We start from the raw sequence: 15,816 nt of genomic DNA on the forward strand, positions 1-15,816 counted from the left end.
AACGAAAAATACAAAGACTCAACGCTGCTTGCCAGCGTCGCTGGCCTGAGTATGGGCGGCCGCTTTGTTTTTCAAGTGCCATGGATAGGCGCAGCCGGAGCGGCAATATCGTCAAGTTAAGGATGGTAGGAGCGGGCCATGTCCGCGATTAAATGCCTTCGGTCGCAGGCATGGCCTGCTCCTGCGCTTTTACGGGGGCTAAGAATGGTGGGCTTATTGCGCAGTGGCGGCGTGGATGCCGTCGTCAGGCCGTTTCTGGGCGAAGGCCTGGAGCCGGGCCTGAAATTGTTCCAGCGGCAGCGGCCGGCCGAACAGAAAGCCCTGGTACAAATTGCAGCCGTGGGCATTCAGAAAGCCAAGCTGTTCTTCGCTTTCGACGCCTTCGGCCAGGCTTTCGATGCCCAGATTCTCGGCCATGCCGATGATGGTTTGGATGATGACGGCGTCGTTTTGGGTGACGCCCAGGTTATGCACGAAGGAGCGGTCGATTTTTAATTGGTCGAACGGCAGTTTGGTCAGGTAATACAGCGACGAATAACCGGTGCCGAAATCGTCCATCGAAAAGCGCACGCCGCTTTCGCGAAGTTGTTGCATTTTGACGATGGTGTCGTCGATGTCGTCCAATACCAGGCTTTCGGTCAGTTCCAGTTTCAGCCGGCCGGGATTGAGCCCGTAGCGTTCCAAGGTGCGCCGGACCTGGGCCACGAAATCGGCCTGGCGGAATTGCGGTGCGCTGACGTTGACCGCCAACTGCAAGTCGTCCAGCCCGGCCCGGCCTTCCCAAAGTTTCAGTTGGGCGCAAGCGGTTTCGACCACCCAATTGCCGATCGGCACGATCAGTCCGGTTTCCTCGGCCAGCGGGATGAATTCCGCCGGCGGCACCAGGCCGCGTTGCGGATGCAGCCACCGGATCAACACTTCGGCACCGATGGTGCGGCCGTCTTGGTCGACTTGGGGCTGGTAATACAATACGAAACCGTTTTCCTCCAGCGCTCGGCGCAAATCGCTCTCCAGCGCGGCTTTGGCCTCCAGAGCCTGCTGCATTGCCGGGTCGTAAAATTGCATGCCGTTGCGGCCGTTGCGTTTGGCCTGGTACAGCGCGGTATCGATGCATTTCAGCAGTTCTTCCACCGTGGTGTCCGGGTCGCGAAACAAGCCGATGCCCATGCTGGCCGAGCAATGGTGTTCGTAACCGTGCAGCAGGTAGGGCCGGCCGATGGCGGCCAGAATTTTACCGCCGACCATTTTGGTTTGCGCCGAAGCCTGAGCCGCGTCGCCGTTCAGGCCGTTCAAAATCACGACGAACTCGTCGCCACCCAGCCTGGCCACGGTATCGCCTTCGCGCACGCAGGCTTCCAGGCGCCGGGCCACTTCGACCAGCAACAGATCGCCCTGGTTATGGCCCTTGGTATCGTTCAAGGCCTTGAAGTTGTCCAGGTCGATGAACAGTGCCGCGCCATGGTTGGCGGCGCGGGCGTTGGCGACGACGGCCTGGTGCAGGCGGTCGTACAGCAGGCGGCGGTTGGGCAGCCCGGTCAGCGGATCGTAAAACGCCAGGCGTTCGATTTCGGCTTCGGCTTGTTTCTGGGCGCGGGAGCGGTTGAAGTTGTCCAACGCGATATCGATGTCGGTCGCCATTTCCAGCAGCAGGTCGCGGGCGTCGCTGTCGAATGCGTTGACTTCGCCGGCATACAGCACGAACACGCCGGCCACCGCGCCGGCTTGGTGCAACGGCAGCGCGGCCGCGGCTTGCCAGCCGGCCCGCAGCGCCTGCGGCCGCCACGGCAGCGTCAACGGATCGTTTTGAAAATCCTGGCACCAATAGGGGCGCTGCTCGCGCAGCGCGACGCTGGTCGGGCTGCGGCTGAAGTCGCTGGCGGCGGTCAGCGCCATGTCGATGCTTGGCAATTCTTCGGCGCCTTCGCCGAAACTGGCGCACGGCCGCAGCGCATCTCCGTCGGCGGCCAGCAGGCCGACCCATGCCATTTTCATGCCGCCGAACTCGACCGCGGCCTGGCACACCCGCAGAAACAGGTCGGCTTCGTCGCTGGACTGGACGATGGCTTTGTTGCACCGGCTCAGCGCGGCATACAGTTGCATATGGCGCTGGATTTTGGCTTGCGCGGCCCGGCGCTCGCTGATGTCGCGGGCGATGCCCAGCACGCCGATCAAATTGCCGCTGGCGTCGCGGACCGGCGTTTTCAGCGTTTCGAACACACCGCGGTAGCCGTTGTCGGCGAACTCCAGCCATTCCTCGTTGGCGCAGACCTTGCCGGCCTGCACCGCTTTCAAGTCGTTTTGGCGGAAAAAATCGGCCAGTTCGGCGGAGACGAAGTCGCGGTCGGTTTTACCGACGATTTCGGCCTCGCGGGCACCGTATAGGCGTTCGAATTGCAGGTTGCAGGCCAAATACACGCCGTTCGGGTCCTTCAGCCAGACCAGATCGGGAATGGTATCCAGCAGCGTTTGCAATTGGGTGTGGGCGGAAATGTAATCGTCCAGCGTGGTTCTGAGTTTTTGCTCGCTGCGGCGCAATTGGCTGCTGCGTTCCGCCACGGCGTCTTCCAGCCGGTTGCGCAGGCGTTCGATTTCCAGATGGGTCCGCACCCGCGCCAGCAGCTCTTCGCGCTGGTAGGGTTTGGATACGTAGTCCACCGCGCCCAATTGGAAGCCCTGCACTTTTTCTTCGGTATCCGACAGCGTGCTGACGAAGATGACCGGCACCTGGCGCGTGGCCGGGTGCGCTTTCAACCGGCGGCAGACTTCGAAGCCGTCGATGCCGGGCATCATGATGTCCAGTAGCACCAGGTCCGGCGGATTGTCGAACGCGGATTCCAGCGCCAACTCGCCGTCGATGGCGGAACGCACCTCGTAATCCTCGGCCCTGAGCAGTTCGGACAGCAACTTCAGCGATGCCGGCGTGTCGTCGACGACGAGAATTTTAGGTTTGCTGCAGGTCATGTCGAATCGCCTCGGTTGGCTCGCAACGCTTTCAGTATCGCCGGATAGTTGTAGTTGTCGGCCAGCACAGCCAGTGCCGCCGCGAGTTGGTTATCATAAGCCTTAATCCGGCCGATGGCATCGGCAATGCGCTCGCTTTCCAGGCTTTTCAACGCGAGTTCCAGCTCGCGGCGCAGCGCCGGCGCCAGCGCGGCCAAGCTATCCGCCGCCAGGGCCGGCATTGCTGCGGCCGGTGCGTCGGAATACAGGTAACGTACCCCCAATTGCCGGGCCAGGCAATCGTAGATTTCCGCCGGGCGGTAGGGTTTGCCGATAAATTCGTTCATGCCGGCCGCCAGGATTTCGTCGCGCTGTTCGGCAAACGCGGAAGCTGAGACGCCGATGATTTTTACCGCGTCGCCGCCCGGTAAGGCGCGGATGGTTTGTGCGGCTTGCAGGCCGTCCATTACCGGCATTTGCCGGTCCATCCAGATCAAATGCGGCTGCCAGCTTTGGAACAGTGCGACGCCGTCCCGGCCGTTTTCGGCCAATTTAATCCGGAAGCCGACCGTTTCCAGCAGCCAGGACAGCAGCAATTGATTGTCGATTTGGTCTTCCACGATCAGAATCCGGTATTCCGGTTGGCCCGGCGCCAACGCCAACACTTCGCGTTCCGCCGCCGCTGCCGCTTGCGGAGCCGAGCCGGCCGCCGTTTCCGCCACCCGTAACGGCAGTTCGATCCGGAACAGCGAGCCCTTGCCCATGGTGCTTTCCACGCCAATACTGCCGTTCATCAATTGCACGAATTGGCGGGTAATGCTCAGGCCCAGGCCGGTGCCTTTGCCGTCGGCATCCTGGCCGATTTGGACGAAGGGTTCGAAGATGCGTTGCCGGTCGGTTTCGGCGATGCCGGGGCCGGTGTCTTCGACCTCTATCAGCAGATGCGAGGTGGCGTTGTGTTTGCAGCGCACGCGTACCGTGACGCCGCCGGCGCCGGTGAATTTCAGCGCGTTGCCGACCAGGTTGATCAGCACTTGCCGCAAACGGTCGCGGTCGCCGACGATGAAGCGCGGGTAAGCGGATTCCGGGTCGAGCGCCAGCTTAAGCCCTTTTTCGGCGGCGCGCGCCTGCATCATGTTCAGCACGTCGCCGACCATCTCCTGTAGATCGAACGCCGTGTCCGCCAACTGCACCCGGCCGGATTCGATTTTGGCCATTTCCAGCACCTGGTTGATCAGATTCAACAGGTGTTCGCCGCTGCGGTTGATGATATCCAGGTTGCGGCGGTCGGCCTCCGCCAGTTGCGGGCTTTTGCGCATCAGGCTGGAGAAACCCAGGATCGCGTTCAACGGGGTGCGCAGCTCGTGGCTCATGTTGGCCAGGAATACGCTCTTGGCCTTATTGGCCGTTTCCGCTGCGTCGCGCGCCAATCGCAATTCTTCGGTGCGGCGCTGCACGGTGTCTTCCAGCCGGTCGCGGTAATGCTGCAATTCTTCCTCGGCCTGCTTGCGCTGGCTGATGTCGCGGCAGATCGTCAAGTTATAGATTTTGCCGCCGAATTCGAAATAGTTGGCGGTGATTTCCACCGGAAACACCCGGCCGTGGCGGGTGCAGTGCGTGGTTTCGAACTGGATTTGCCGGCGTTCCAGCAATTGCGGCCAGAATTCGCACCATTTTTCCGGAGACCAGTTCGGGTCGATGTCGAATACGCTCATGCCGCCGGTCAACTCGGCGCGGCTGTAGCCCAGGGTATGGGCGCCGCTCTGGTTGACGTATAAAAACCGCGGGTCGTTTTCGCCCATCAGCACGATGGTTTCCCGCACCTTGTCCAGCGCGAAGCTCAACAATTGCAAACGCTGTTGGGTTTGTTTGCGTTCGGACAAATCGTAGAACAGGCCGAGGAAGCCGCCGATCCGGCCGTCCTCGTCGCGCAAAGCGGTTACCGACAAGTTTACCGGCAACCGGCTGCCGTCCTTGCGGATGAAGGACCATTCGCGCTGTTCGGCTTGGTTGCGCTGCGCCCGTGCCGTAAACACGCCGAAGCCCGGCGCTATGGTTTCGCCGAACTCGGCCGACAGTTTCCGGGCATACAGCGCGACTTCTTCGGCGTCGTGCCACAACGCCGGCGTCTGCCGGCCGACCAGCTCGGCGGCGGCATAACCCAGCAAGCGTTCCGCGGCCGGGTTGAAACTGGTGACGACGCCGTCGCGGCTGGTCGAGACGATGCCGTGGGCGGCGTTGTCCAGTATCGTGCGTTGAAACAGGCTGAGCCGGTGCAGGGTGTCGTCGCGTTGCTGAACCGCAGCCATCATCGCGTTGAAATTGCGGCCGAGTCGGGCCAGTTCGTCGTTGCCGTCGGCCGGTACCCGGTGCCGGTAATCGGCCTCGGTTCGCACCCGTTCGGTGGCTGCGGTCAACGCTGCGATCGGTTTGGTGATGGTGCGCCGCAACACCAGCAGTTGACTCCAGGTCACGCCCATCAGAATCAGCACGCCGGCGGCGAACAGCCACAAAAACTGTTGCGTCTGCTGCTGCAATTGCTTCAGGCTGATGCTCAGGCGGAGGCGGGCGCCGCTGGGCAGAGTTTGCAGCCAGTCGGCATGGACCGCGCCCAGATAGATGCCGTCGGCGTTGCCGGCCGGACCGGCGTCGGCGTGGGCGCCGATGCGGGCCAGTAGCCGGCCGTCGCCGAGCACGATGTCGGCGGCCAACAGTTGCGGATTGCCTTGCAGCGTATCGAGAATTTCCTGGGCGCGTTGGCCGTCTTCGAACGCTACTGCCGTGTCGGTGCCGACCGCGATCAACTGCGCGTAGGGTTCCATGAACTGGCGTACCCGCTGTTCCAGCGTCAGGTTTTGGTAAACCAGCAAGCCGCCGCCCATCAAGACGAAGGTCAAGACTGCCGATCCCCACAGTATCAGAGACAGCCGGCGGTGGATGGTCAGGCGCATCGGCATCGCTTATCTCATCCGGCGCAAAGCGCCGTTGAACAGGACGCCGGAGGACACCTCCAGCATCTTGGTTTGTATGGTCAGCGAAACCGCCCGAGCCTGGTCCAGATTAATGTTCATGCCCACCCGCTCGTCGACGATGAAGCCTATGACGCCGCCTTCGGTCAGAAATTCCGGCGCGTCGCCGACGGTCAGCACCGGCTTGGTGCGCAGTTCGGCCAGCGCCTGCCGCCGTTGCGAAGCCTCGGTGTAGCCGATATAGACCAGTTGACACAGCGGCAATTCGGACAGCCGTTCCGCGCGAACGATGCGAAAGCCGCGGCCCTGTTCGCTGCGGCCGCGCAGCGTGTCGTCCAGGATCTCGCCGAACGGGTCGGGGCCGAGGATGCCGATGCACCAGGGCGAGCCGTTGTCCGGCAGCGCCTGGCTGGGCCAGCCGACGTAATGGGCGAAATTGCGCAAAAAGGCGGCTTTAACCCGGTAAGGGTTTTCCTGCGCGGAGGCCGAATCCGGCGTCAACGCGAACAACAGCAACGCCAGCAGCCGTAACGCCAGGCGCCGGCTATCGCGGCGCAGGCCGGCGCCGATTGGCGGAAATTGGATGCCGTGTCGCATGGCCGGGCCGCCGTCAGTATTTGACCGAAAAGTTGAGCATCAACTCTTGCGGCCGGCCGCGGCTGCTTTGCGACGGCCGGTAGTGTTCGTCGAGCAGATTCTTGCCGATCAAGTCGAGGCTGATGCTGTGGCCGCCCACTTGCCAGGTGTAACCGACCAGCGCATTGACCAGCGCATAAGTTTGGTAGGCCGAAGCCGGCGTGTCGGATAACAGGGTTTGGCCGAACACCAAATTGACGCCGCCGCCGATATGCAGCCCGCGCAGCGGGCCGGCGTCGAAATCGTAGCGGGTCCACAGATTGGCCAGATGCGGTGCGCTCATTTGCAACGGCGCGTTGTGAAAGCGCAGCGCGTTCTTGTAATAGGCGCGGCCCGTCGCGTCCAGCGTATTCGGATCTTGGGCCAGGATCGCGGCGTCGTTGCCGGTGAATTCGGTAATTTTGGCGTCCATGAAACTGTAAGACAGGTACATCTGCCAGTTGTCGGCCAGCCGGGCCGTGGCGTCCCATTCGATGCCGCGCGAGCGTTGTTTGCCGGTGGGGACGCCGTAGATGGTGGTGATGCCGAAGGCGTCGGTCACGGCCAGGTCGTTGACAATGTTCTTGTTTTCGATGTCGAAGAAGGTCAGCGTACTGGACAGGCGGCCGTCGAACAGTTCGGCTTTCAGGCCGATGTCGACGCCGCGGCCCTCGCTCGGTTCGGGGATGCTGCGGCTGCCGTCCAGGTTGTTGACCAAAAACGTGGCGGGGACGAAGGATTCGGCATAGGTGGCGAAGGCCGTCCATTCCGGCGTGATTTTGTAGAGCAGGCCGTATTGGGGCGTGACCCGGCTGACGCTGGTTTGCGGCTGGGCGACGTTGGTCAGGCCGTCGGCGACCTGGCTGGTCGTGTTCGTCCAGCGGGCGCCCGCCAGGGCCAGCAGCCGGTCGCCGAACAGGCCCAGGGTGGTGCCGCCGTAAACCGATTTGTCGACGGCGCCGACGTCCTGGTTGAAGCGGCCGGCGGTCAGCGCGGATAGCGGTATCGCGGCATTGCGGTTCCAGGTCGTCGGGTTGCCCAAGTCCCACAGCGGCAGCGGCGAACCGATCGGGTTGTTGCCCAAGGCCGGATCGTTCGGCGCCTGGCCGGCGTCGCGGTGGAAATTGCGGTCGACGTACTGGCCGCCGAATAACAAACGTAGGCTGGCGAAACCGAGGTCGTATTTGCCGACGCCCTGAATTTCGACGGTGTCGTCGCGGTTGGTGTAGTTCTGCAGCCGTACGCGCCGGCCTTGCAACAGCGTGGCGTTGTCGGGCATGCCGAGGTTGCCGCTGAACAAGGCCTCGATATCGTATTCCAGATGCGAATAGCCGGCGCGCAGATGCCAGTGCTCGTTGGCTTTGAAGTCGAGCCAACTGCTGAAATTGTTGGTTTTGCTGTGGCGGAAGTCGCTGTAGGCCATGCTGTTCCAGGTGTCCGCCAGCCCCGGTACGTCGACGCCGGACAAGTTGGGGTCGGCGGCGCTGGGGATTAATCCGGCCCAGGTGTTGTAGCCTGGCTTTTGCATCAATTGCGGTTCTTCGATCTTTTCGAAGTGTTCGAATTTCAACGAGACGCTGAGCCGGTCGCTGGGTTGCCACAGCAGCGACGGCGAGATATTCCAGGAATGGGCGTCGTAAGCGTCCCAGTAATGCATGTCCTGGTCGTAGGACGCCGCCATGCGGTAGGCCAGCGTGTCCGAGGCCGGGCCGGTGACGTCGGCGTCGAAGCGGTATTCGCCGTAGGAGCCGTAGCGGGCGTCGGCGCTGGCGGCAAACCGGCGTTGCGGTTGTTTGGTGATGACGTTGACGATGCCGCCCGGCGCGACCTGGCCGTACAAAAACGAGGCCGGGCCTTTGACCACTTCGACCCGCGAGATATTGGTGAAATCGAAAATCGACGGGCCGTGTACGCCGTCGCGCAGGATCTGGATATTGCCGCCGGCCAGCGAGCCCACGGTAAAGCCGCGGATCGCCAGATTGGCATTGCCTTCGTTGAAGTCGTTGCTGCGGTAGGTCACGCCGGGCGAATAGCGGGCGATGTCGAAAATATCGCGCGGCTTTTGGTCGGCAATGAACGATTCGGTAAAGGCTTGCACGGCAAACGGCAAGTCGCGGATCGGTGTATCGAAACGGGAGCCGGATACCGAATTGGAGGCGCGATAGCCGAGGTCGAGATGGCTGGAGACTTCGAACGGCGATACTTTGACGCCGACCAGTTCGTCGATGTCCATGTCGGCGACCGCTTTGCTTTGGCTGGCGGCATCCGCTATGCCGCCGGTTTCGGCCGTCGCCGGGTTTGCCGCCGCCGCGACAGCCTTGGCGCCCAGCGCCAAACCGGCCGCGACCGCGGCTAGTCCGCCGAATTCCGGCCAACGTCGTTTCATCATCGGGCCTCCCGAACACGATTTATCTGGATTGCCGTCCACTTTGGCCGAGAATAGCTTCCGCCCTTAGCCCGCGCTAGCGGGCCGGTTACTGGAAAATATTAGCACGCACCCGGCGGTGCGAATTGCCGCTAACGCATCACAGCATATATTGGCGCCACAGCCGTTCGACTTCGCGGCGCAATTCGGCAAACTCGGCGCCGTCCGCCGTGGCGCTGAGCCCCTGCAACACCTGGTGGTGGCCGAAATCGCGGTAGGCGCAGTAGGCCTGTTTCAGCAGTGCGGCGTCGGCGGCCGGCATCAAACCGTGCTGCTGCAAGCCTGCCAACAGGCGCACGTTGTCGGTGTAGGTGGCCAAGTCGGGGTAGCGGGCGCTGCCGGCCAGAACCGAGTATTGGACGATGAACTCGATATCGGCAATGCCGCCGGCGCTGTGTTTCAGGTCGAATACCGCCGGGTCTTTCGGCGCCAGGTTGTCGCGCATTTTTTCGCGCATTTCCCTTACCTGGGTTTTTAACTCCGCCGGGTCGCGCGGCAGGGCCAGGATGCGGGCGCGAATGGCTTCGTAGTCGGCTTGCAGTCGCGGGTCGCCGGCGACGAAGCGGCCGCGCACCAGGGCCTGGTGCTCCCAGGTCCAGGCTGCGTCGCGCAGATAGGCTTCGTAATGGCCGATATGGGTGACCAGCAAGCCGGAGTCGCCGTTCGGCCGCAGGCGCAGGTCGGCCTCGTACAAGATGCCGGACAACATCTTGGTATCGAGGATGTGGCGGATTTTTTGGCCCAGCCGTAAATAAAACTGAGCGCTGCCGATCGGCTTTTCGCCGTCGGTGGCGGCGTTGTCGTCCGCGCTGCCGTACAAAAACACCAAGTCCAGATCGGAGCCGTAGCCGAGTTCGATGCCGCCGAATTTGCCGAATGCGACGATGGCGAAAGCGGCCGGACCGGGGCCGGTGCCCGGCGGGCAGCCGTGTTTGGCGGCCAGCATCCGCCAGGCCCGATCCAGCACCTGTTCCAGAATCGCTTCGGCGATCCAGGTCAGGTAATCGCTGACGATCATGACCGGAATCGCGCCCATGATGTCGGCGGCGGCGACCCGCAACACGTTCAGGTGTTTGAACTGGCGCAGCGCAATCATCAATTGCTCGCCGTCCTGTTCGTCGACTTTATTCAGCGCCCGCTGCAAGTCGTCGCGCAAGGCCTGCTTCTGCAGCGGTTCGTACAGCGAGCGGGTGTCCAGCAGTTCGTCGAACAAGATCGGGTATTGCGCCAGATATTCGCAAATCCACGGGCTGGCCGCGGCCAGCGTAATCAGTTGTTGCAAGGCATCCGGGTTTTCCGCCAGCAAGGCCAGATAGACGTTACGGCCGGATACGGCCTCGAACAGTTGCAGAATCCGCAGCAAAGTGGTGTCGGCTTGCTCGGTGCCGGCAACCTGCTCGATCAGTTTCGGCATCAGCCGGTCCAGCACGCCGGCGCCTTTGGCGGTCATGCGTTTTACCGCGTGGGACTCCTTAAAATCGGCGATGGCTTTTTGCATGGCCAAAGGATCGGCGAAACCGTAATCGGCCAGCGCCTCCAGCGCCTGTTCGTCGTCGGCCCCGGCGGTCCAGACCAGACGGGCGCTTTGCCGCTTGTTGTCCTGGTCGCTGAGCGAGAATACCTGCTCGAAAATTTCGTGGATCGAGGCGCGCACTCGGTCCAGCTCCCGCTTGAACTCGTCCCAGTCGGCGAAATCCAGCGAATAAGCCAGCAGCAACTGCGCTCGCGGGTCGTTCGGCAAATCGTGGGTTTGTTTATCCTGGTATTGCTGGATGTGGTTTTCCACCCGGCGCAGAAAGCGGTAGCCGAATTTCAGCGTGGCGACGACGTCGTCCTGCATCAATTGCAAATCGCGCAGCACGTCCAATACGGTCTGGATCTCCCGTTGCTGCAGCGCAACGTCCTGGCCGCCGCGGATCAGTTGGAAGGCCTGGCCGATGAACTCCACTTCGCGGATGCCGCCGGGACCGAGCTTGACGTTTTCCATCCGGTCTTTGCGCCGCAGTTCCTGCGTGATCTGGAATTTGAGCGAGCGCAATTCCTCGAAGGCGCCGTAATCCAGATAACGCCGGTAAACGAAGGGCTTGATCATCGCCGCCAGTTGCTTGCCGCTGGCGAAATCGCCGGCCACTTGCCGGGCTTTGATCATCGCGTAACGTTCCCATTCCCGGGCCTGGGTCAGGTAATACTGTTCCATGCCGTCGAAGTTCATGATCAGCGGGCCGCTGTCGCCGAACGGCCGCAACCTGACATCGGTGCGGAACACGAAGCCGTCCACGGTGATTTCGTCCAGCATTTTCACCAGCGAGCGGCACAGGCGGGTGAAGAATTCTTCGTAGCTGATTTCTTTTTTGCCATTCAGCACGCCGTCCTCGGCGTAGGCGAAAATCAGGTCGATGTCTGACGAGTAGTTCAGCTCCCAGGCGCCGAGCTTGCCCATGCCGAGTACGACGATATTGAACGGGGTGCCGTCGGCCAGCGTCGGCGTGCCCCAGCGTTGGCAGGCCTGGCGGTATAAAAAATCCAGCGCGGTCTGGATGCAGGTTTCGGCCAGCGCGGTCAGGTCGCCCAGGGTTTCGTCCAGATCCGACCAACCGGCCAGATCGCGCCAGGCGATTCTGACCATTTCCCGCCGCCGAAACAGGCGCAGTTCCCGGGCCAGCGCCGGTTCGGCATCGGCCGTAGCGGTGGCCGATGCCAGCGCGGCAGCGTAGTCCTGGCGCCGCAGCGGGGCGAACAGATCGCCGGAGCTGACCAACTCCGGCAGCAGGCCGGGATGGCGCAGCCAGTTGTCGCCGATGAATTGGCTGCAGGCGCAAACCTTCAACGCCGAGGCGCGGAAGCGGTCGTCGCCGAGTGCGGCCAGATGCTCCGGAGCCGAGGCCTCGGCCAGTCTGGCGCAAAAATCGCCGGCCCAAGCTTGCAATGCATCGGGTAAATGCGCCGAATGCTGCGACAACGAATCGAAAAGCGTCATAGGCCGGTTCCTGTAGTTGTAAACGGAAGGGCATGATACCTAAACTGCCGGGGTCTGAATAACAATATCCACACTATGATTAAGGCATGCTGCCGCAGCGTTTTCCCGCCATACTGGCATTACCGGTTTACCTCCGGATACAGTCGGCCCCAAGGAGGCTTTTCACATGAAGAACATTTATCCGATACTCGTTCTGCTGGCGCTTGCCGCGGCCTGTTCGGCGCCGGAGCAGCGCCGCCAGCAAAGCTCGGCCGGTTGGAGGGAAACCGGAACGCCGGCTCTACATGCGGTCCGCGACGGCAAATTGCGCGAACTGATGGACAGAATGGACAGCCTGATGCAGGAGCGGTTTATGACGGAGACGCAAATCGACATGCAGCGGCGCAAGTACGCGCGGCAGATTGCCGAGACCGCGCAAAGCCTGGCGGCAAACGTCGATGCCATCACCGCCAGCTTGCCCGGCCTGAACCTGACCGCCGACGAGCAAGTCGCGTTTCGGGCGTTGGCGGCAAAGCTGCGCAGCGAAATGGACTTGTTGCAGCGCCAGGCCGAATCAAACCTTATCGATCAAATCAACGATAACCTGCATGAAATCAACACTACCTGTACCTCGTGCCACGCCTTGTTCCGCAAATTGGGAGATTAGCGTGGCCGCGAGGTGTAACTTTTTTTTGAAATGGGTGGGGCTGGTTGCCATTTGCGCGCTGCTGCCCGCTCCGGCCGCAGCGGACGACGATATCAAGGCCATATTGGGCACGATGAGCCGGCAGATCGAGGAATTGAAACAGCAGGTGGCGCATTCCAATCAGCGCATCGGCCAGTTGGAGCAGGAATTGAAGCTCTATCGCAGCGAACAGTCATCGTCGCAAGCCAATTTGGCAGGGGCCTCGGGCGGTCAGCCAGTACCGGTGCCGGCCGCAGCAGCCAATGCCGGCAATTCCAAGGAAAAAGCGGTGGTAACGGTTGGCGATACCAAAGGCACCTTCAAAATACCGGGCACCGAGACTTCGATAGGTCTGGGCGGTTTTGTCAAAACGGACGTGCTGTTTAGCAGCGTCAGCGCCGGTCGCGACCGTTTGGGCGACCAGCAATTGGCCATGGCGCAGATTCCGGTCGGCGCTGCCGGCGAACGTAGTCAGATTGCATTTCACGCCAAGGAAAGCCGCTTGTGGTTCAAGTCGTTTACGCCGAGCGCCTGGGGCGACGTCAATACCTTCATCGAATTCGATTTCTACGGCGATCCGGCTACCTACACCTATACGCCGCGCTTGCGCCATGCCTACGGTTCGTTCGGCCATCTGCTGGCCGGACAAACCTGGACCACGTTTTTGAATGCGTCGGCCTTGCCCGACAATCTGGATGTGGGCGGCTCGGCCGGCGCCTTGGCCAGCCTGCGCCAGCCGCTGGTGCGCTGGACCGAGCCGTTCACTTGGCTGGATACGCCGATGGAATGGCTGCTGGCGCTGGAGGCGCCGCGCAGTCGGCTGTGGGTGGATAACCATTTGGAGACCGGCACGGCAAATCGGGCGGCGGCTGGCGATCCGAATCTGGATGCCGGCTATTGGACTACTCCGAATGCGGATCGCTACCCGGACTTAACGGCCCGACTGAATCTGAATCCAGAGTGGGGCAACGTGTCGCTGGCCGTATTGGGCCGGCAGTTGCGTTATACCAACAGCAGCAACGGCTATCGTCAGGACGCTTGGGGCGGCGGCGTCAATGTGTCCGGCAGGATCAATACCGTCGGCCTGGACAACATCCGCTTCATGGCTCACTACGGCAAGGGTGACGCCCGTTACGTGTCCACGACCAACACGTTCGCCGATGCGGCGTTGGATAGCCACGGCGCGATAGAGTTGTCAGAGAGCTACGGCGCTATGCTGGCCTACCAGCATTGGTGGGACAAACAATGGCGTTCCAGCATCACCTACGGCTTTGCCCAAACCGACTATCCGCACTACGCCAATCCGGTATTGACCCGGCAGGTGCAATCGCTGCACGCCAATTTGCTATGGAGCCCGGTCAGCCAGGCCATGCTGGGCGTGGAATACACTTATGCGGACAGGGAGCTGATCGACGGCCGCGATGGCATGCTGCAACGGGTGCAGTTTTCGGCGAAATATAGCTTTTGAGTTGCGGCCGCCCAGCCTAGCAATAATGGCGATTTCAGGGGGCGGCCGGTTTGCCTTCATTCGCACGCTCCGGCGTGGGAATGCAGATCGGCCTGTCTATTGCTTATTTGTTGCGTGTATCGGGTATGGATGCCCACGCAGGATCGTGGGAACCAGGTGAGTTGCGGTTTTGAAAGGTTGTAGCCGGTCAGCCCCGCAACAACGGCGATTGCAGGATCAGCGCGGCTGCAATCAACACCGCCGCGCCGAAGATGGCGCGCAAGGTGCGGGTGTTATTGCGCTTGAGTTGTTTGCGCAGTTGCACCATTTCTTTTTGCTGGTGTTGCAGTTGCTGCTGCATGTGCGCGGCGCTTTGCAGGGCGTTGAAAACCAAGCCGGGGATTTCCGGCAACTGCTCGCTGATTTCCGGAAACTTGCCCAACAACTCCTTGATTTTCTTCTCCGGACCCACCCGTTGTTTGAACCAGTTTTCCAGGAAGGGTTTGGCGGTTTGCCACAGGTCCAGCTCCGGATAGAGCTGGCGGCCCAGGCCTTCGATGTTGAGCAGGGTTTTTTGCAGCAGTACCAATTGCGGCTGAACCACCATGTCGAAGCGGCGTGCGGTCTGGAACAGGCGCAGCAATAGCAGGCCGAAGGAAATGTCCTTCAACGGTTTTTCGAAGATCGGTTCGCATACCGCCCGGATCGCAGCTTCGAATTCCTCGATCCGGGTGGTCGGCGGCACCCAGCCGGATTCGATGTGCATTTTCGCCACTTTGCGGTAATCGTGATTGAAAAACGCCAGAAAGTTCTCGGCTAGATAGCGCTGGTCGCTGTCCGACAAACTGCCGACGATGCCGAAATCGACCGCCAGATATTTGTCCGGCAATTGCACGAAAATGTTGCCGGGATGCATGTCGGCGTGAAAGAAATTGTCGCGGAACACCTGGGTAAAGAAAATTTCGACGCCGCGTTCGGCCAGCTTTTTGAAATCGGCTCCACCGCGGCGCAAGGCGTCGATATCGCCGACCGGGACGCCGTAGATGCGTTCCATGACCAGTACTTTCCGCCGGGTCAACGGCCAATGGATTTCCGGGATGTACAGCATCTCCGAGTTTTTGAAATTGGCGCGAATGGCGCTGGCGTTGGCCGCTTCGCGGACCAGGTCCAGTTCGTCGAGTATGGTTTTCTCGAATTCGGCGACGATTTCCATCGCTCGCAGCCGGCGGGCGTCGGCCCAAAAGCGTTCGGCCAGGCGGGCCAGTTCGTATAACAAGCCAACGTCGGAATGGATTTTGTCTTCGATATCCGGCCGCAATACTTTGACGATGACTTTTTCGCCGCTATGCAAAGTGGCGGTATGAACTTGGGCCACCGAGGCCGAAGCCAGCGGCGTCGAGTCGAATTCGGCGAATGCTTCCTCTATCGACTGGCCGAGCTGTTGTTCGATGATTTTGCGGGCGGTATCGATCGAAAACGGCGGTACCCGGTCCTGCAATTTGACCAGTTCTTCGGCGATGTCTTCCGGCAGTAAATCCTTGCGGGTCGATAAGGTCTGGCCGAATTTGACGTAAATCGGCCCCAAGTCTTCCAGGGTCCGGCGGATGCGCACGCCGCGCGGCTCGCGCGAGTTGCGGGTCCAGTAATTCGGCGACAAAAACGCCAGATAGCGGATTGGCCGGAACAAATGGGTTCTCAGTACGATTTCGTCCAGGCCGTGAAACATCATCACCCAATTGATATGAACCAGGCGCAGCAGTATTTTGGGGCGAATCACGG

8 protein-coding genes are annotated in these 15,816 nt (G+C 61.3%); 2 read left to right on the forward strand and 6 right to left on the reverse strand.

Going from position 1 to position 15,816, the window contains the following annotated elements:
• Nucleotides 1–213: 213 nt before the first annotated feature.
• The 5 genes from MKFW12EY_RS03475 to glnE form a co-directional block, all read right to left on the reverse strand.
• On the reverse strand, nucleotides 214–2,961 hold the full coding sequence (locus MKFW12EY_RS03475; protein ID WP_221054014.1) for an EAL domain-containing protein: 2,748 nt from the start codon (nucleotides 2,959–2,961) through the stop codon (nucleotides 214–216).
• Nucleotides 2,958–5,897, reverse strand: coding sequence for a PAS domain S-box protein (locus MKFW12EY_RS03480; protein ID WP_221054015.1), 2,940 nt, complete (start codon nucleotides 5,895–5,897; stop codon nucleotides 2,958–2,960). The genes MKFW12EY_RS03475 and MKFW12EY_RS03480 overlap by 4 nt, the downstream gene beginning before the upstream one ends.
• Nucleotides 5,898–5,900: 3 nt before the next feature.
• A complete protein-coding gene (locus MKFW12EY_RS03485; RefSeq protein ID WP_221054016.1) occupies nucleotides 5,901–6,506 on the reverse strand; it encodes a YfiR family protein in 606 nt (201 codons plus the stop codon).
• 13 nt (nucleotides 6,507–6,519) lie between these two features.
• Nucleotides 6,520–8,913: a TonB-dependent siderophore receptor gene (locus tag MKFW12EY_RS03490; protein WP_221054017.1), complete on the reverse strand. Its 2,394-nt coding sequence runs from the start codon at nucleotides 8,911–8,913 to the stop codon at nucleotides 6,520–6,522.
• A 136-nt stretch (nucleotides 8,914–9,049) separates the two neighbouring features.
• On the reverse strand, nucleotides 9,050–11,926 hold the full coding sequence (gene glnE / locus MKFW12EY_RS03495) for a bifunctional [glutamate--ammonia ligase]-adenylyl-L-tyrosine phosphorylase/[glutamate--ammonia-ligase] adenylyltransferase (RefSeq protein WP_221054018.1): 2,877 nt from the start codon (nucleotides 11,924–11,926) through the stop codon (nucleotides 9,050–9,052).
• Nucleotides 11,927–12,092: 166 nt separating this feature from the next.
• Here glnE and MKFW12EY_RS03500 point away from each other — a divergent pair, with 166 nt between their 5' ends.
• Together MKFW12EY_RS03500 and MKFW12EY_RS03505 are read left to right on the forward strand one after the other, a co-directional pair.
• Entirely contained in the window at nucleotides 12,093–12,572 is a 480-nt protein-coding gene (locus MKFW12EY_RS03500; RefSeq protein WP_054760186.1) for a cytochrome c, read from the forward strand.
• 1 nt (nucleotide 12,573) lies between these two features.
• The gene (locus tag MKFW12EY_RS03505; protein ID WP_245006427.1) at nucleotides 12,574–14,058 is read left to right on the forward strand and encodes a DcaP family trimeric outer membrane transporter; all 1,485 of its coding nucleotides are present in this window, start codon (nucleotides 12,574–12,576) and stop codon (nucleotides 14,056–14,058) included.
• Between the two features lie 187 nt (nucleotides 14,059–14,245).
• Here MKFW12EY_RS03505 and ubiB read toward each other — a convergent pair whose 3' ends face one another.
• Nucleotides 14,246–15,814, reverse strand: coding sequence for a ubiquinone biosynthesis regulatory protein kinase UbiB (gene ubiB / locus MKFW12EY_RS03510; protein ID WP_082409716.1), 1,569 nt, complete (start codon nucleotides 15,812–15,814; stop codon nucleotides 14,246–14,248).
• Nucleotides 15,815–15,816 lie beyond the last annotated feature (2 nt).

Origin of the sequence: Methylomonas koyamae (genome assembly GCF_019669905.1) — a bacterium.
In the GTDB taxonomy this organism is placed as follows: domain Bacteria; phylum Pseudomonadota; class Gammaproteobacteria; order Methylococcales; family Methylomonadaceae; genus Methylomonas; species Methylomonas koyamae.

Coding starts and splice junctions, on each gene's coding strand:
- MKFW12EY_RS03475 (WP_221054014.1), bottom strand. CDS start 2,961: ATGACCTGCAGCAAACCTAAAATTCTCGTCGTCGACGACACGCCGGCA.
- MKFW12EY_RS03480 (WP_221054015.1), bottom strand. CDS start 5,897: ATGCCGATGCGCCTGACCATCCACCGCCGGCTGTCTCTGATACTGTGG.
- MKFW12EY_RS03485 (WP_221054016.1), bottom strand. CDS start 6,506: ATGCGACACGGCATCCAATTTCCGCCAATCGGCGCCGGCCTGCGCCGC.
- MKFW12EY_RS03490 (WP_221054017.1), bottom strand. CDS start 8,913: ATGATGAAACGACGTTGGCCGGAATTCGGCGGACTAGCCGCGGTCGCG.
- glnE (WP_221054018.1), bottom strand. CDS start 11,926: ATGACGCTTTTCGATTCGTTGTCGCAGCATTCGGCGCATTTACCCGAT.
- MKFW12EY_RS03500 (WP_054760186.1), top strand. CDS start 12,093: ATGAAGAACATTTATCCGATACTCGTTCTGCTGGCGCTTGCCGCGGCC.